14 protein-coding genes are annotated in these 17,476 nt (G+C 70.4%); 5 read left to right on the top strand and 9 right to left on the bottom strand.

Annotated features, from left to right (window positions below):
• Nucleotides 1-129: 129 nt before the first annotated feature.
• The 5 genes from ABT367_RS01580 to ssd all read right to left on the bottom strand — a co-directional run bounded on the left by ABT367_RS01580 (nt 130) and on the right by ssd (nt 4,577).
• Complete coding sequence (locus ABT367_RS01580; protein ID WP_352248387.1) at nt 130-354, bottom strand: DUF4244 domain-containing protein; 225 nt, start codon at nt 352-354, stop codon at nt 130-132.
• A 206-nt stretch (nt 355-560) separates the two neighbouring features.
• Entirely contained in the window at nt 561-1,307 is a 747-nt protein-coding gene (locus tag ABT367_RS01575; RefSeq protein ID WP_352248385.1) for a type II secretion system F family protein, read from the bottom strand.
• A gap of 29 nt (nt 1,308-1,336) precedes the next feature.
• Nucleotides 1,337-2,332 carry a type II secretion system F family protein gene (locus ABT367_RS01570; RefSeq protein WP_434975379.1) on the bottom strand — a complete coding sequence of 332 codons (996 nt, stop codon included), beginning with the start codon at nt 2,330-2,332 and terminating at the stop codon, nt 1,337-1,339.
• Between the two features lie 17 nt (nt 2,333-2,349).
• On the bottom strand, nt 2,350-3,495 hold the full coding sequence (locus ABT367_RS01565) for a TadA family conjugal transfer-associated ATPase (protein ID WP_352248383.1): 1,146 nt from the start codon (nt 3,493-3,495) through the stop codon (nt 2,350-2,352).
• On the bottom strand, nt 3,492-4,577 hold the full coding sequence (gene ssd, locus ABT367_RS01560) for a septum site-determining protein Ssd (RefSeq protein WP_352248381.1): 1,086 nt from the start codon (nt 4,575-4,577) through the stop codon (nt 3,492-3,494). Before ssd ends, ABT367_RS01565 begins: the two co-directional genes overlap by 4 nt.
• 573 nt (nt 4,578-5,150) lie before the next feature.
• Between ssd and ABT367_RS01555 the strand changes: the two genes are divergently transcribed.
• Nucleotides 5,151-5,984, top strand: coding sequence for an HAD family hydrolase (locus ABT367_RS01555; RefSeq protein WP_352248379.1), 834 nt, complete (start codon nt 5,151-5,153; stop codon nt 5,982-5,984).
• 530 nt (nt 5,985-6,514) lie between these two features.
• Here the strand turns inward: ABT367_RS01555 and ABT367_RS01550 are convergent.
• Nucleotides 6,515-7,327: an oxidoreductase gene (locus tag ABT367_RS01550; RefSeq protein ID WP_352248377.1), complete on the bottom strand. Its 813-nt coding sequence runs from the start codon at nt 7,325-7,327 to the stop codon at nt 6,515-6,517.
• A gap of 101 nt (nt 7,328-7,428) precedes the next feature.
• Between ABT367_RS01550 and ABT367_RS01545 the strand changes: the two genes are divergently transcribed.
• A complete protein-coding gene (locus ABT367_RS01545; RefSeq protein WP_352248375.1) occupies nt 7,429-8,412 on the top strand; it encodes an ATP-binding protein in 984 nt (327 codons plus the stop codon).
• On the opposite strand, the gene ABT367_RS01540 is transcribed toward ABT367_RS01545, so the two are convergent.
• Nucleotides 8,401-9,708 carry a hypothetical protein gene (locus ABT367_RS01540; protein WP_352248373.1) on the bottom strand — a complete coding sequence of 436 codons (1,308 nt, stop codon included), beginning with the start codon at nt 9,706-9,708 and terminating at the stop codon, nt 8,401-8,403. The genes ABT367_RS01545 and ABT367_RS01540 overlap by 12 nt on opposite strands.
• 303 nt (nt 9,709-10,011) lie before the next feature.
• Here ABT367_RS01540 and ABT367_RS01535 point away from each other — a divergent pair, with 303 nt between their 5' ends.
• Nucleotides 10,012-12,357: a SulP family inorganic anion transporter gene (locus tag ABT367_RS01535; protein ID WP_352248371.1), complete on the top strand. Its 2,346-nt coding sequence runs from the start codon at nt 10,012-10,014 to the stop codon at nt 12,355-12,357.
• On the opposite strand, the gene ABT367_RS01530 is transcribed toward ABT367_RS01535, so the two are convergent.
• Nucleotides 12,329-13,018: a hypothetical protein gene (locus tag ABT367_RS01530; protein WP_352248369.1), complete on the bottom strand. Its 690-nt coding sequence runs from the start codon at nt 13,016-13,018 to the stop codon at nt 12,329-12,331. The two genes, ABT367_RS01535 and ABT367_RS01530, sit on opposite strands and share 29 nt — an antisense overlap.
• Entirely contained in the window at nt 13,015-13,563 is a 549-nt protein-coding gene (locus ABT367_RS01525; RefSeq protein ID WP_352248367.1) for an RNA polymerase sigma factor, read from the bottom strand. Before ABT367_RS01525 ends, ABT367_RS01530 begins: the two co-directional genes overlap by 4 nt.
• Before the next feature lie 300 nt (nt 13,564-13,863).
• Here ABT367_RS01525 and acs point away from each other — a divergent pair, with 300 nt between their 5' ends.
• Together acs and nhaA are read left to right on the top strand one after the other, a co-directional pair.
• Nucleotides 13,864-15,822: an acetate--CoA ligase gene (gene acs / locus ABT367_RS01520; protein ID WP_352248365.1), complete on the top strand. Its 1,959-nt coding sequence runs from the start codon at nt 13,864-13,866 to the stop codon at nt 15,820-15,822.
• Nucleotides 15,823-16,049: 227 nt separating this feature from the next.
• Nucleotides 16,050-17,471 carry a Na+/H+ antiporter NhaA gene (nhaA, locus tag ABT367_RS01515; protein ID WP_352248363.1) on the top strand — a complete coding sequence of 474 codons (1,422 nt, stop codon included), beginning with the start codon at nt 16,050-16,052 and terminating at the stop codon, nt 17,469-17,471.
• Nucleotides 17,472-17,476 lie beyond the last annotated feature (5 nt).

The raw sequence follows: 17,476 nt of genomic DNA, 5'->3' as shown, positions 1-17,476 counted from the left end.
CTCAGAAGCGCCGCTCCTCCTCCGCCCAGCAGTACCGCGTCTTCCCCACGCCCACCCCGGCGCCCTGCCAGCTCCCCGGCCCCACCCAGCAGAGCCACCCGGCCCCCGCCCAGCACGCCCCACCCGCACTCAGAACTGTCCACCGAGCGCCTTCCCGATCACCCCTTCAAGGAGCTGTTTCACCGTGCCCGAGGTCACCACCCGGTAGAGCAGTGCCGCGAACGCACAGGCCGCAACGGTGCCCAGCGCATACTCCGACGTGATCATCCCGGCGTCGGCGCCCCGCATCCGGGCCGACCGCGCACGCCACGCCCGGCGCGCAGCGCCCCACGCCAGCCCTCCGGCGCCGGCCATCTGTCGCATCACACCCGCGACGAGAACATCCTCGTCACCCTGTTCAGACCTGCACCACCGCATGACAACTCCCCGTTGAAGGCAGCCCTTTGGGGCCGCTGATATGGATTGCTCTGCTCTCCTGGCCAAAGCGCACGCCTGGCCTCGCACGGGCCCCAGCGCCCGACCACCTCGTACGAATACGAACCTCGTACGAGCCCGTCCCCTCACACCCCTTGCAAGATCTCTCCCGCCAGCCCCACCACCACAGGCACCACCCCGAGCACCAAGAACGCGGGCAGAAAGCACAGCCCCACCGGCGCCGTGACCATGACCGACGCCCGATGCGCCCTGGTGAGGGCGGATCGCGCGGCACGCTCGCGGCAGTCGGACGCCACCCGTGCCACCTGATCGGCGGCGGGCGCGCCGGAGCTCGTGGCCCGTTGCAGACAGCGCGCCAGCGCCGCCGCCTCGGGTATCGAGGCCAACCGCCCCCAGCACTGCTCGGGTTCACCCCCGAGCCGCAACTCGGTGGCCACCCCGACCAGCCGCTCTCCCACCGGCCCGCCCAGCGACTCCCCCACAGCGGACGCCGCCTCGGCCGGGCCGGCACCCGCGGCGACGCAGGCCGCCAGCAGATCGGCGGCCAGAGGCAGTTGGCGCCCCGCCTGCTCGGTCCGGCCGGCGTCGGACGGTGGCGCCTTCCGCGACCACCAGTGCCACACACCCAGCCCTGCCACCCCTGCGAACATCAGCCCGGCCGCACCGCCGACGACGGCGTACGCCAAGCACGCGACGCTCACCGCCGGCGCCCAGCGCCGGATCACCGCCTTTCGCGCCTCAGCTCGTACGGCACGACCGCTCGCACACGGTTCGACCCCCAACAACCGCTCCAGCCGCCGTCGCAGCGCCCGCTCACGCCGGTCGGCCACCGCCCCACCGATCACCAAGGCCACGAGCCCAGCACACAGCACCACCCCCAGCCTGTGGACAACTTCCCCGCTCACCGGGCCTCGCTCCGCTCCGGCTCCCCAGCCCGCCGCGCCGGACCACGCACCGGCCCCGCCCCCTTCCGTACCGGACTCGCGGGACTCACAGGACTGACGGGCCGGCGCGGCCGAACAGCACTCGTCGCATCACGACCCGCCCCCTCAGCCCGCCGCACGATCCGCCCCGTCCACCACAGCCCGGCCCCTTCCAACGCCCCGCCCACCACCAGGCACGCGATCCCGGCCGGGGTGTGCAGCAGAACTCCCAAAGGGTCCGCACCCAACGCCGTCCCCATGAGCAGCCCCACCACGGGCAGCACGGCGAGCATCAGTGCGGTCGCCCGTGCGGGGGCCAACTTGGTGACGAGATCAGCCTGTTGATCCCGCTCGGCCCGCAGCGCCGCCTCCAGCCGGTCCAGCCCTTCGGCCAGGCCCGCACCCCTGTCCACAGCGACCTGCCAGCACGCCGCCAGCCCGGCAAGCCCCTCCGCACCAGGCCCACACGCCGCCTCCCGCAGAGCGGCCGGAACATCACCCCCGAACCGGGCAGCGGCAAGGACCGCCGCATCCGCTCCACCCGCCCCCAGCCCGCCGGTGTCCCGCGCCGCGAGAGACAGGGCCGCCGAGGGCTGCCGCCCCGCGCGCACCTCCGAGGCCAGTGCCGCGCACAGCGCGATCACCTGCTCCGCGCTCTTCTCCCGGACCCGCCGCTCCTCACGCCGGCGCAGCACCCGCCCGACGAGCGGCACCGCCAACCCGCCCAGAATCAGCGGCAGTACGGACCTCCCGGCCAGACCCACCAGCGCACCCACGGCCAGGCACCACCACTCGAGCCGCGCCCGCACCCGTACCCACGCGGCCCACCGCACCCACGGCGGGACGAGCTCCGGCTCACCCATACCGGCCACGACCAGCCTCCGGGCCCGCCGCATCCCCCTGTCCTGAGCCGCCGCCAACCACACCGCCGCCCCCGCGCAGAACGCGGCCGCATAAGCCGGCGTCCCCCACATCACCGGAACCACCCCGCTCACAGCCCACCCCCAAGAATCCCCCGCAACCGCTCCCAGCCCTGGTCGTAGACGAACGCCCGCTCGCCCCACCTCAGCGCCGGCACCGTCCGCACCAGACCCGCCGCATCCCGCTCCAGGACATGCACCTGTGCGATCCGGCGCCGACCGCCCCGGTCCCGTACGAGATGCAGCACCACCGAAAGTGCCGCCGCCAACTGGCTGTGCAGCGCGGCCCGGTCGAGCCCCGCAGCCGTCCCGAGCGCTTCGAGACGCGCAGGGACATCGGCTGCGGCATTGGCATGGACTGTCCCGCACCCCGCATGCCCGGTGTTGAGCGCGGCGAGCAGGTGCACGACCTCCGCCCCGCGCACCTCACCCACCACGAGCCGGTCCGGCCGCATCCGCAGCGCCTGACGCACGAGGTCCTCGAGCGTGACCCGGCCCGCGCCTTCCTGGTTCGCCACCCGGCATTCCAGACGTACGACATGAGGGTGCTCGGGCCGCAACTCAGCCGAATCCTCGGCCAGGACGATCCGCTCGCCCGGCCCGGACAGACCGAGCAGCGCACTGAGCAGCGTGGTCTTGCCTGAGCCGGTTCCACCGCTGATCAGAAACGACGCGCGCGCCTCGATCAGCGCCCGCAGCACCCGGTCACCGCCCGGCGGCACCGTCCCCGCGGCGGCCAGCTCGCCCAGCGAGAAGGCCTTGGACCGCACCACCCGCAGCGAGAGGCAGGCCGATCCGACGGCGACCGGCGGCAGCACGGCATGCAGCCGGGTGCCGTCAGGCAGCCGCGCGTCCACCCAGGGCCTGGCGTCGTCCAGCCGCCGCCCTGCGACCGCGGCGAGCCGCTGGGCGAGCTGTCGCACGGCCGACGCGTCGGCGAAGGTCACGGGCGTGAGCTCGAGTCCGCCGCCCCGGTCCACCCACACCCGGTCGGGCGCCGAAACCAGCACATCTGTCACCCGCGGATCCGCGAGCAGCGGCTCCAGCGGCCCTGCGCCCACCAGCTCGGAACGTAATTCCCCTACGACACCGAGCAGTTCGCTGTCTCCGAGCACCTTCCCCTGAGCCCGCAGCGCCTGAGCGACCCGCGCAGGAGTCGCCTCCGCCCCGGACTCGGCAAGCCACTGCCGCACCCCGTCGAGCAGCGCCCCGCTCATGACGCACCACCCTCCGCGGGCACGCGCTCCCAGAAGGCCTCGCAGAACCGCGCAAGCGGCTCCCGCACATCCGCGGCGGGGATCCGGCCGCTCAACACACCCGCATCCACCGGAAGTTCACCGGCCAGCGGCAGATCGAGCATCCCTGCCGTCTCCTCGGCACCGAGGCCCGCGGTGAACGGCCCGCGGACCACCGTCCGCAGATCCCGCAGCACCATGCGTACGGCCGAGGCCACCCGCTCCGCGGCGGCCAGCGCGCGCAACTCGGCAGGCACCACCAGGAGCCCGAGATCCAACTGCTCCAGCGCCTCGGCCACGCCCTCGTCCACCCGCCGCGGCAGATCCACGACGACCACTCCACCGCGCCTGCGCGCCGCCGCGAGCACCGCACGCATCGCCTCGGGCGGGATCGTGAGCATGTCGCCGCGGTCCCAGCTGAGCACGCGCAACGAACTGAGCTCCGGCAGCGACTCCTCGAGCGCCGCGCTCCCGAGCCGCCCCCGCGACTGCGCGAACGCGGGCCAGCGCAGCCCTTGCGCCGACTCGCCGCCGAGCAGCACATCGAGGCCGCCGCCCAGTGGATCACCGTCGATCAGCATGGTGCGCCGCCCCGCCCGCGCCGCCGACACCGCCAGCGCGCAGGCCAGGGTGGAAGCACCCGCGCCACCCCTGCCGCCGATCACCCCGACGGTCAGCGCGGGACGCCCCACGCCTTCGACCGCATCGGCGATCCGGTCGACGATCCACTGCTCCGCATCGGGCAGCCGCAGCACATGGTCGGCGCCGATCTCCACGGCCCGCTGCCACACCATCGGATCGTCCTGGTCCCTGCCGACCAGACACACCCCGCGCCTGCGCACGGCGCCGCGCACCCGCGCGGCCGCGTCGTCCCCCACCAGTACGAGAGGAGCGCCCTCCCAGCTGTCTCTTCGCTCGGGCACCCCGTGATGCACCTCTGCCCTGGCCCCTGCCGCGGCGCACAGCCGCAGCAGATCGTCGAGCAGCTGCGCATCCTCCGTCACGATCAGCGGCCCGCGCCGCTTCCGCTCGGCCGGCCGGTCGTCGGCCATGGCTCCCGTCATGCTCCTGCCCCTCTCGCTGAACGTCTTGAGCGTTCTCGCGACCGCCGCCGCCCCAAAGGACCGACGCCGAACGCCCGTGAACGCTGCGAACGATGTGAATGCGGCATCCCCGACGCAGCCATGAAGGCGCGAGCGCCCGGCTGCGAAGTCCGCAAGCAGGAATCACGATGAGCGGAGCCGGAAAATGGTGGGGATCTTGGTCGAAATCTGTGGACAACCGAAGCGATGTGAATAACTCCGTCACCCGAACCGGTGAGTTCTTCACGACTTCCGGAGCGCAGCGCAACCACTACGCACCGTGACGAGTCTCAACGGGCGGAGGAAGGCGCCGGCTGGCGCAGGAAGGGGTGCACTGAGCCAAAAGGGGCAAGAAAAAAGGGCCCGAACCGGGCCCGGACATGCGACGACCCCCGCCGGGGGGGAGAGCGGGGGTCGTCCCCACGGTCCGACTCGGGGGGGGAGGAGCCAGACCGGGTTAGCACGGTCGCGAACGATCCGTGACTTCCATGGTGTACCCGAAGGCCTTCTCAGGCAAACCCACGCGCCCCAGCTTACGCCGAATGGTGGGCGCCTATGCTCGACCACGTGGAAAACCACTCGTTGCCCCGCACAGCCGCCTTCTTCGACCTGGACAAGACGGTCATTGCGAAGTCGAGCACGCTCACGTTCAGCAAGTCGTTCTACCAAGGCGGCCTGATCAACCGCCGAGCGGTGCTGAGGACGGCGTACACCCAGTTCATCTTTCTCGCGGGCGGTGCCGACCACGATCAGATGGAGCGCATGCGCGAGTACCTCTCCGCGCTGTGCAAGGGCTGGAACCAGCAGCAGGTCAAGGAGATCGTCGCCGAGACGCTGCACGATCTGATCGACCCGATCATCTACGACGAGGCCGCCTCACTCATCGAGGAGCACCACCTCGCCGGGCGCGACGTGGTGATCGTGTCCACGTCGGGCGCGGAGGTCGTCGAGCCGATCGGCGAACTGCTCGGCGCGGACCGCGTGGTGGCGACCCGCATGGTGGTCGGCGACGACGGCTGCTTCACCGGAGAGATCGACTATTACGCGTACGGGCCGACGAAGGCCGAAGCCGTGCGCGAGCTCGCCGCCTCCGAGGGATACGACCTGGAGCGCTGTTACGCGTACAGCGACTCGGCCACCGATCTGCCGATGCTCGAATCCGTCGGCCACCCCTATGCGGTCAATCCCGACCGCACTCTGCGCCGCGAAGCCCTCGCCCGCGACTGGCCGATTCTCGACTTCCACCGGCCCGTGCGCCTCAAGCAGCGGGTACGGAAGCTGCCCGTGCCGCCCCGGCCCGCGCTCGTCGCCGCCGCCGCGGTGGGTGCGGCGGCGGCGACCGCGGGTCTCGTCTGGTACGCCAGCAAGCGCCGCGCACTGGTGACTTGAGAGCGGACACAGCCCTCCCTCCCAGGGGGCCACCGGCCCGTTCAACGGTATCGGCGCCCACTGACAACGCCCGCCGACCTGCGCTCTTTCGACACAGCGACCTGCGTTCTCCCGACGCAGCGACCTGCGCTCTCCCGGCACAGCACAGCCACGCCCGTTTCGCACCTGTTTGAACCTAAAAGTAAAGAAGTGCGCTCAGGGGTTCCGCTTCCCTCATGACAGGAGTACAAAGGATTCAACGGCCCGCGAGACCAAGGACATCCGAGAGGATCACCTTTAACGCAACCAAGGCCCCACGGACCGAGCATGGAAGCCACAGCACCCACGCGACGTCGACCCGTCGATTACGGGCCAGCCGCACCAGGCAACGGGCAAAGTTCCCCGACCTGATGGGCATATATCGAGGACGCTTGGTAACTGGGCGGACATGCCAGCGGCGGTACCTACTTCGGTACCGCCGCAACCCTTTTCAGGGACCTTTGCTGGGACTCCCCTGCAGCAGGGAACCTCGGACCGCGCCCCAGGGAACCTCAGGCCGCGCCCCGCTGAAGCGCCTCGCAGACGGCCGTCGACTCCCGCACTCCCAGCTCAACCGCCTTGGCACAGTGCCCGATCCAGGCCGCCATGCCCTCCGGCGTACCCGAGACGTACCCCTCGAGGGCCGCCACGTAAGCGGCTCGCCCGAGTTCCGCGTGGCCGACCTCGGCCGGGCAGATCGACTTGGGGTCGAGGCCGCTGCCGATGAGGACGATGCGTTCGGCGGCCCGCGCGACCAGGCCGTTGTGCGCTCCGAAGGGGCGCAGCGCGAGCAGTTCGCCGTGCACCACGGCCGCCGTGACGATCGCCGGCGCCGTACTGCCCGCGATGATCAGCTGCGCGAGCCCGTCGAGGCGGCCGGCCACCTCGTCCGCGTCCGGCAGTTCGAGTTCGATCAGCGGCTCGTCGACCGGTTCGCCCTTCTGGCGCGGCCGCCCCACCGTGTCGTCCTGGGTGCCCGCGGCCACCAGATGCAGCCGGGCAAGGACCCGCAGCGGCGACTGGCGCCAGATGGACAGGAGTTGACCGGCCTCGGCCGTCAGGCGCAGCGCCGCGCCGACCGCGCGCGCCTCGTCGTCACCGCTGAAGTCGCTGCGCCGCCGCACCTCCTCCAAGGCCCAGTCCGCACCGGCCAGCGCGGCCGAACCGCGCGCACCGCGCAGCGCCGCCTCCGAAGTGACCGCATGGCTGCGCCGCCGCATGACCCGGTGCCCGTAGACCCGGTCGACGGCCTTGCGTACGGAGTCCACGGAATCGGCCACGGTGGGCAGCGCGCCGAGGGTGGCGAGCGGGTCGGCAGTACTCATGAGTAAGACCCTACGCAGCAAAGCCGCCCGCCCCACGAAGGAGTGGTCTTCTTCACGTGAAGCGGATGCGCAGTGCATTCATCCCACTACGCTTGGTGAACATGAAAATTGCTTTCGTCGGAAAGGGCGGCAGCGGCAAGACCACGCTGTCCTCGCTCTTCATCCGCCATCTCGCCACCACGGGCGCCCCGGTCATCGCCGTCGACGCGGACATCAACCAGCACCTCGGTGCCGCACTCGGGCTCGATGAGGAGGAAGCCGCCGCGATGCCCGCGATGGGTGCGCGGCTGCCGCTCATCAAGGACTATCTGCGCGGCAGCAACCCGCGGATCGCCTCGGCCGAGACGATGATCAAGACGACGCCACCCGGCGAGGGCTCCCGTCTGCTGCGGATCCGGGAGGACAACCCGGTCTACGAAAGCTGCGCTCGCGAGCTGGAACTCGACGGCGGCAGTGTCCGTTTGATGGTCACGGGGCCGTTCACCGAATCCGACCTCGGCGTCGCCTGCTACCACTCGAAGGTCGGGGCGGTGGAGCTCTGCCTCAACCATCTCGTCGACGCCCGCGACGAGTTCCTGGTCGTCGACATGACGGCCGGCTCCGACTCCTTCGCCTCCGGCATGTTCACCCGCTTCGACATGACGTTCCTGATCGCGGAGCCCACCCGCAAGGGCATCTCGGTCTACCGGCAGTACAAGGAGTACGCCCGCGACTTCGACGTCGCGCTCAAGGTCGTGGGCAACAAGGTGCAGGGGCAGGACGACATCGATTTTCTACGGGAGGAAGTCGGCGAGGACCTTCTGGTGACGGTGGGGCACTCGGACTGGGTGCGCGCGATGGAGAAGGGCCGGCCGCCCCGGTTCGAGCTCCTCGAAGCGTCCAACCGGGCCGCCCTCGAGACGATGCGTACGGTCGCCGACGCCGCGTACGAGCGCCGCGACTGGGAGCGGTACACGCGGCAGATGGTGCACTTCCACCGTAAGAACGCCGCGAGTTGGGGCAACGCGAAAGCCGGGGCCGACCTGGCGGACCAGATCGACCCCGGCTTCGTACTCGACGAGCGTGCGGCGCTGTCAGTGACCTGAGCCGTGCTCGCGCGCCGGCTTCGCGGCCGGCGCGCCCGGTACACCCTTCGGGGCCGGGGCGGGCTGCTGCCCGGACAGGAAGGCCGCCCAGCCTTCCCTCGGCGCCTGGCCCACCTTCAGCGTGGTCATCTTCTCCAGGACCTGCGGGTCCTGGGCGTCCAGCCAGTCCACCAGCTGACGGAAGGAGACACAGCGGACGTCACGCTTGGTGCAGACGCGCTCGATCGTCTCCTCGATGGCGCGCATGTACGCACCGCCGTTCCAGGACTCGAAGTGGTTGCCGATGATCAGCGGTGCGCGGTTGCCGTTGTACGCGCGGTCGAAGCCGGCGAGCAGCCCGTCGCGCATCTGGTTGCCCCAGTACTCGTGCATGGACGGGTCGCCCTGGGTCGTGGTGCCCGACTGGTTGACCATGAAGTTGTAGTCCATGGTCAGCGTCTCGAACTTGCGGCCCGGCACCGGCACCAGCTGCATCGACAGATCCCACAGGCCCTGCTTCTTCTTGGGCCAGATCTGGTCGTTGACGCCGCTGGTGTCGTAGCGGAAGCCGAGCTCGCGGGCGGCGCGCGTGAAGTTCTTCTGCCCTTCCAGGCAGGGCGTACGGGCGCCGATCAGCTCCTTGTCGTAGTCGAACGGGAGCGCAGCGGCCTTCGTGGCACCGGTGTTGGTCTTCCAGCCCTTCACGAAGGACTTGGCCTCCGCGATCTCGTGCTTCCACTCCTCGACCGACCACTCGCCGACTCCGCCGCCCTTGCCGCAGAAGTGACCGTTGAAGTGGGTGCCGATCTCGTTGCCCTCGAGCCAGGCGCCGCGCAACTGCTCCACGGTGTCCTTGATCCCTTGGGCGTCGCCGAAGCCGATGTCGGAGCGGCCCGGTGAGTGCTGCGGCGGCTCGTACAGGTCCTTCTTGTCCTCCGGCAGCAGATACACGCCGCTGAGGAAGTACGTCATGGTGGCGTTGTTGGCCTTGGCGACCTTGCGGAAGTGCGAGAAGAGCTTCTGGCTGTCCTCGCCGGCGCCGTCCCAGGAGAAGACCACGAACTGCGGGGGCTTCTGGCCCGGCTTGAGGCGCTCGGGCTCGGCCAGGTTCGGCTGGCTTCCCGTGTACGCGGTCGAGCCGTCGCCGATCGGGCGCATCACGCTGCCCGGCGCAGGGACCTTCGGGGCGTTCTGCGCACCCGCGGCGCCCTTCTTCTTGACGCCTTCGCCGGACTCTCCGCTCGAGCAGCCGGCCAGCGCCACGGCGAGTGCCGTGCTCGCGGCCAGGCACGCGGCGAGCCTCTTGGTGGCGGCCATGCGCCCACCTACTTCCTTCGGATCTCGGGTGGTCGGGGGTTGGGGCGCGGCCAAGGTCCCATGCAAAGGACGGTGAATTGGTACGACAAGCCGATGAATCTACCCATTCACTCGTGAAGGTGAATGATTACCCCATTTGCCCCGATAATCCGGCTGAGCTCTTTACTCTCCATTACGATCCGTTTACCGACAGTTGAGAAAGTCCCGCCGCTGTACGCCGTGACCCACGGCCGCGACCACCCCCCGATTCATGGCACCGGGGGACCCCTAGCGACCGCGTAGCCCCGGAGGAGACGGGAACCTATGTCTGCCTGCGTCCCCACCCGTACCGACAGCTCTTCGTCCGGCCCCCCTGAGAGCGGACCACCCAAGGCGGGACACCGCCGCCGGTTCCATCTGGCGGGCGCCGATGTGTCCGCCTCGATCTCGGTCTTTCTGATCGCACTGCCGCTGTCCCTCGGCATCGCCCTGGCCACCGGCGCCCCGCTCCAGGCGGGTCTGGTGGCCGCCGCCGTCGGCGGTCTGGTGGCGGGCCGCTTCGGCGGCTCACCGCTCCAGGTCTCCGGCCCCGCGGCCGGACTCACCGTGGTCACCGCCGACTTGATCCAGCAGTACGGCTGGCGCACCACCTGCGCGATCACCGTCCTTGCCGGGCTCGCCCAGCTGGGCCTTGCGTATCTGCGCGTGGCCCGTTCCGCGCTCGCCGTGAGCCCCGCGATCGTGCACGGCATGCTGGCCGGTATCGGCATCACCATCGCCGTGGCCCAGCTGCACATCGTGCTCGGCGGCTCGCCGCACAGCTCCGTGATCGACAACGTCCGTGAACTGCCGAGCCAGTTGGCGGACATCCACCCCGCCGCGCTGTCGATGAGCGCGCTCACCCTGCTCGTGCTGCTGGCCTGGCCCCGTATCCCCGGAACTCCGGGACGGATGCTGCGCAAGATCCCCGCCGCGCTCGCGGCCGTCGCGGCCGCCACCGCCGTGGCCGCGTTCGCCGGCTTGAACCTGCCGCGCGTGGACCTGCCGTCGTGGAGCAATCACGCGCTCGTCGGGATGCCCGACGGGCCCGTACTCGGCCTGATCGCGGCGGTGTTGACGATCACGCTGGTCGGCAGCGTCGAATCGCTGCTCTCCGCGGTCGCCACCGACAAGCTGGCCTCCGCGCGGCGTGACGCGATGCCGGTGCCGCGGGCGCAGCTCGACCGCGAGCTGCGCGGGCAGGGTCTTGCGAACATCACCTCCGGCGCGCTCGGCGGGCTGCCGATCACCGGTGTCGCCGTACGCAGTACGGCGAATGTCAGGGCCGGCGCCGTGAGCCGTAACTCCACGATGCTGCACGGGCTTTGGATCATCATCGCGGCGCTGCTGCTCGTGCCCGTGCTCGACCTGATCCCGCTGGCCTCGCTCGCCGCCCTGGTGATGGCGATCGGCATCCAGATGGTCTCGATCAACCACATCCGCACCGTCACCCGCCATCGCGAGGTCCTCGTGTACGCGGTGACGACGGTCGGTGTCGTCTTCTTCGGCGTGCTCGAAGGCGTGGCCGTCGGGGTCGCGGTCGCCGTCGGGGTCGCGCTGCACCGCCTCGCGCGGACGAGGATCACGTACGAGGAGAGGGAAGGGGTCCACCATGTGCGGGTGCGCGGGCAGTTGACCTTCCTGGCCGTGCCGCGGCTGAGCCGGGCGCTGCACCAGGTGCCGCACGGGTCCGAGGCCGTGGTGGAGATCGACGGGTCCTTCATGGACCACGCGGCGTTCGAGACGCTGCAGGACTGGCAGGACGCGCACGCGGCGCGCGGCGGCAAGGCCGAGCTCACCGGGCGTTCCGGTCCGCTCGCCGCGCCCGCCCACGGCAAGGGCCGGCGCGGTACGGAGGAGGACCACGCGTGCTGCGGCCCCTGGACCCCCTGGCGCAACCACAGCTGCACGCCCGAGCGGACCGAGGCGCACGGGACGCGTCAACTGGCCAGCGGGATCAGCGCGTTCCAGCGCAACACCGCGCCGCTGGTGCGCAGCGAACTGGCGCGGCTGGCGCGGGAAGGGCAGCAGCCCTCACAGCTCTTCCTGACGTGCGCGGACTCCCGGCTCGTGACGTCGATGATCACCTCGAGCGGTCCCGGTGACCTCTTCGTCGTTCGCAACGTCGGCAATCTCGTGCCCGTGCCGGGCACGGAGAGCGGGGACGACTCGGTGGCGGCGGCGATCGAGTACGCCGTGGACGTCCTTCAGGTGCAGTCCATCACCGTGTGCGGACACTCCGGGTGCGGGGCCATGCAGGCGCTGCTGGACCCTGCGGCCGGTGCCTCGGACAGCGCGCTGGGCCGCTGGCTGCGGCACGGGGCGCCGAGTCTGCGGGCGGACGGGTCCGGACCGCGGATCGCCCACCGGCCGCACGCCGACGAGGTCGAGCGGCTGAGCCTCGCCAACGTGGTGCAGCAGCTCAACCACCTGATGGCGCACTCCTGTGTGGCGCGGCGGGTGGCGGACGGGTCGCTGAGCCTGCACGGGATGTACTTCCATGTGGGTGAGGCTCAGGCGTATGTGCTCGATACGCCGCTCGGTGAGTTCCGGGCCGTACGGCCGAACGGGGCGCCGGCGGACGAAAAGCCCGCGGCGCCGGTCACTTCGGTTCGAGGGGCCCGGGTGTGATGTGGGGGCGGGGGTCGGGCCCCGGAACACACGGGGCCGCCTCGCCCTTGACCGCGTAGACGAGGACGCGCGACGGGTCCGACGGGTCGCCGGTGGTCTCGAAGACCACGGTGTCGCCGGGCCCGACGGTGATCTTGACCTGCTGCTCCTGGAGCTTTCTCCAGGCCTCGAACTCCTCCCGACTCGCACCGTTCCTCGGCGGCGGTACGGCGTCGGGCGGCAGCTTCGCCAGTCCGTCGCCGTCCTTTTGACGGATGTAGTACACGGGATGCCCGGTGGTGTCGCCACGCACCGGGCCGCAGTTCATGCCGTCCGGCACGGTGTCGAACGTGGCGGCGGCCCCGATCTCGCGCAGCCGCTCCCCCAAGGCCTCCTGCGCATCGCGGTCCACCGAGACTTCGTTGAACCGGATCGTCAGCGTCCCGTCCCCGTTCCGCTCCACGGCGAACGCCTCCGAGCCGCCGGGTGACGACGGAGCCATCACCGCGACCGCCAACCCCGTTGCCGCCAGGCCGAGTACGAGGCCGATGCGGCGCGGAGTGACCCGGCGGTGACGCACCCGTGGGACGGGTGCCTGTGCGTTGCGCAGGCGCAGTTCGCGCTGCAACTCGGTCAGCAGCCGGTCCTCGAACGTGGCCTTGCCGGTCTCGTCCGTCTTCATGCCGTCTCCCCTGCATACGTGAGAGGTGCCGTCCCCGGTGCCACGGTCGTCGTCCCCGCCAGCGCACGCCGGGCACGGTGCAGCCGCACCCGGGCCGTGACAGGCCGTATCCCCAGGACCTTCGCGGCCTCGCCGACCGTGAGCTGGTCCACCACGATCAGTTCGAGCACCGCCTTTTCCCCGTCGGGCAGTTGACCCATCGCGGCGAGTGCCAGCCTGGCCGCCGACTCCGCGTCGAGCCGCTCCTCCAAGCGGACGATGTCGTCCTCGTCGAGCAGCCGGCGGCCGGCGACGCGGGCGCCCAGCACCGACTGGCGGGCGCTGCGACGGCTCTCCGCGCAGACGACGTTGCGCGCGATGCCGTACAGCCAGGCGGTCTCGCTGCCGCGCGCCGGGTCATAGCCGGCCGACGAGTCGATCACCGCGAGGAAGACCTCGGCCGTCAGATCGGCGACGGTGTGCGGATCGCCGACCCGGCGCGCCACGAAGCCGGTGATCGCGTCGAAGTGCCGCCGGTAGAACTCCTCGAAATCCCCTGGGTCCACAGGCCCCTCCCGATTCCCGATGCCGCGACCTCCGCTTGCACCTCTACTTGGGCGGCCGGCGCAAGAGCGTTACACGGCCGGACGGGTAAGGGCAGCGCCGTGTGAACGGGATCCCTTCGCGGTACGTGCCAACGTGTGGGACCGGCTGCTGCGGGACATCGGAGTCCGCAGTCCCGGCCGCCCACAACAGGTCTAAACCAATCGGCCGTAGGCCCTTGTCACCAGGAGGGTCCGTCTGATGAGCTGTGGCCTGGGACACAACGGCCGCCCCCTGGGCAAAAACTCCGTATGGGAGATGTCGTGAGCAACGAATCCTTGGCCAACCTGCTCAAGGAAGAGCGCAGGTTCGCGCCGCCCGCCGACCTGGCCGCGAACGCCAACGTCACCGCGGAGGCGTACGAGCGGGCCAAGGCCGACCGGCTGGGCTTCTGGGCCGAGCAGGCCCGCCGCCTCAGCTGGGCCACCGAGCCGACCGAGACGCTCGACTGGTCGAACCCGCCCTTCGCGAAGTGGTTCGCCGACGGCAAGCTGAACGTCGCGTACAACTGCGTCGACCGCCACGTCGAGGCCGGCAACGGCGACCGCGTCGCCATCCACTTCGAGGGCGAGCCCGGCGACAGCCGTGCGATCACCTACGCCGAGCTCAAGGACGAGGTCTCCAAGGCCGCCAACGCCCTGACCGGGCTGGGTGTCCAGGCCGGCGACCGGGTCGCGATCTACATGCCGATGATCCCGGAGACCGCGGTCGCGATGCTGGCCTGCGCCCGGATCGGCGCCGCGCACTCCGTGGTCTTCGGCGGCTTCTCGGCCGACGCGCTCGCCACCCGGATCCAGGACGCCGACGCCAAGGTCGTCGTCACCTCCGACGGCGGCTACCGCCGGGGCAAGCCCTCCGCGCTCAAGCCCGCCGTGGACGCCGCAGTCGAGAAGGTCGACAACGTCGAGCACGTCCTCGTCGTGCGCCGCACCGGCCAGGAGGACATCTCCTGGACCGAGGGCCGCGACGTGTGGTGGCACGAACTGGTCGACGGCCAGTCCGCCGAGCACACCCCCGAGGCCTTCGACGCCGAGCACCCGCTGTTCATCCTCTACACCTCGGGTACGACGGGTAAGCCGAAGGGCATCCTGCACACCTCCGGCGGCTACCTCACCCAGACCGCGTACACCCACCACGCGGTCTTCGACCTCAAGCCGGAGACCGACGTCTACTGGTGCACCGCCGACGTCGGCTGGGTGACGGGCCACTCGTACATCGTCTACGGGCCGCTCGCGAACGGCGCCACGCAGGTCATGTACGAGGGCACCCCGGACACCCCGCACCAGGGCCGGTTCTGGGAGATCGTGCAGAAGTACGGCGTCACGATCCTCTACACGGCGCCCACCGCGATCCGGACGTTCATGAAGTGGGGAGACGACATCCCCGCGAAGTTCGACCTCACCTCGCTGCGGGTCCTCGGTTCGGTCGGTGAGCCGATCAACCCGGAGGCGTGGGTCTGGTACCGCAAGAACATCGGCGGCGACCGCACCCCCGTAGTGGACACCTGGTGGCAGACGGAGACCGGCGCGATGATGATCTCGCCGCTGCCGGGCGTCACCGAGGCCAAGCCGGGCTCCGCCCAGCGCGCGCTCCCCGGCATCTCGGCGACCGTCGTGGACGACGAGGCCAACGAGGTGCCCGACGGCGGCGGCGGCTACCTGGTCCTCACCGAGCCGTGGCCGTCGATGCTGCGCACCATCTGGGGCGACGACCAGAGGTTCATCGACACCTACTGGTCGCGGTTCGAGGGCAAGTACTTCGCCGGCGACGGTGCCAAGAAGGACGACGACGGCGACATCTGGCTGCTCGGCCGGGTCGACGACGTGATGCTGGTGTCCGGCCACAACATCTCCACCACCGAGGTCGAGTCCGCGCTCGTCTCGCACCCGTCCGTCGCCGAGGCGGCGGTCGTGGGCGCGGCCGACGAGACCACCGGTCAGGCGATCGTGGCCTTCGTGATCCTGCGCGGTACGGCTTCGGAGACCGCCGACCTCGTGGGCGAGCTGCGCAACCACGTGGGCGCGACGCTCGGCCCGATCGCCAAGCCGAAGCGGATCCTGCCGGTGGCGGAGCTGCCGAAGACCCGCTCGGGCAAGATCATGCGGCGTCTGCTGCGTGATGTCGCCGAGAACCGGCAGCTCGGTGACGTCACCACGCTGACCGACTCCTCGGTGATGGACCTGATCCAGACGAAGCTGCCGTCGGCGGGTTCGGAGGACTGACCTTCCGGCCCCAGGACGACCTTCGTACGTACGCGAGAGGGCACTCAGCGCCGCGCTGAGTGCCCTTTTCGTGCGTAAAGTGAAGATCGCCAGATTCGCCCTTGCGGGCACCCTGTACCGTAGAGGCCGCGTAAAAACCGCGACAAGAACACAGGGTGTGCCGGGAAGTCTGGTCGGCGACTGCATTCAGCGATCCGTCGTTGCCGTACCGACCCGGAGGTTTCCCCGTGGCCGCGCCCAGCAAGAACAACCGCAAGGTCCTCGGCAGGCTCTCCCTGCCCGAGCGGACCTTCGTCGCGGACGCCCTGCGGACCGAGACCGTCGGCGGTGTGCTGCTCCTCATCGCCGCCGTCGTCGCCCTGATCTGGGCGAACACCCCGCTCAGCGACAGTTACGCCTCCGTACGGGACTTCCACATCGGGCCCTCCGCGCTCGGACTCGACCTCTCGATCCAGCACTGGGCCGCCGACGGGCTGCTCGCGGTCTTCTTCTTCGTCGCCGGCATCGAGCTCAAGCGCGAGCTGGTCGCCGGCGATCTGCGGGACCCCAAGGCCGCGATCCTGCCGGTGGTCGCCGCGCTCTGCGGTATGGCCGTGCCCGCTCTGGTCTACGTCCTGACCAACGTGCTGGGCAACGGCTCGATGGACGGCTGGGCCGTACCGACCGCGACCGACATCGCGTTCGCACTCGCCGTACTCGCCGTGATCGGCACCTCGCTGCCGTCCGCGCTGCGCGCCTTCCTGCTCACGCTCGCCGTGGTCGACGACCTCTTCGCGATCATGATCATCGCGGTCTTCTTCACGGACTCGCTGAACTTCGCGGCCCTCGGCGGCGCCGTCGTCGGCCTGGCCGTCTTCTGGCTGCTCCTCCGTAAGGGCGTACGCGGCTGGTACATCTACGTTCCGCTCGCCCTGGTGATCTGGGGCCTGATGTACAACAGCGGCGTGCACGCCACCATCGCCGGTGTCGCCATGGGCCTGATGCTGCGCTGCACCCGCAAGGAGGGCGAGCAGCACTCCCCCGGCGAGCACATCGAGCACCTCGTACGCCCCCTGTCGGCCGGGCTCGCGGTGCCGCTGTTCGCACTGTTCTCGGCGGGTGTCTCGGTCTCCGGCAAGGCGATCGGCGATGTGTTCACCCAGCCCGAGACGCTCGGTGTGGTGCTCGGTCTGGTGGTCGGCAAGACGGTCGGCATCTTCGGCGGTACGTGGCTCGCGGCCCGGTTCACCAGGGCCGAGCTGAGCGATGACCTGTCCTGGCCCGATGTGTTCGCGGTCGCCTCACTGGCCGGTATCGGCTTCACCGTCTCGCTCCTGATCGGCGAACTCGCCTTCAAGGGCGACACGGCACTGATGGACGAGGTCAAGGCCGCCGTCCTGCTCGGCTCGCTGATCGCGGCGGTGCTCGCGACGGTCCTGCTGAAGCTGCGGAACGCCAAGTACCGCGCGATGGTCGAGCACGAGGACCGCGACGAGGACCTCGACGGGATCCCCGACATCTACGAGCAGGACAACCCCGAGTACCACCTCCGTATGGCCGCGATCTACGAGAAGAAGGCCGCCGAGCACCGTCGCCTCGCCGAACTGAGCCCCGCATCGAGCGGCGAACCGGGCCCCGCGGGAAGCGGCGAGAGCGGCAGTCCGGCATGATCTGA

Origin of the sequence: Streptomyces mesophilus (genome assembly GCF_040300965.1) — a bacterium.
Taxonomy (GTDB): domain Bacteria; phylum Actinomycetota; class Actinomycetes; order Streptomycetales; family Streptomycetaceae; genus Streptomyces; species Streptomyces mesophilus_A.
Note: the sequence above shows the minus strand (reverse complement) of the source record. Positions and strands in the feature narration are given on the sequence as shown.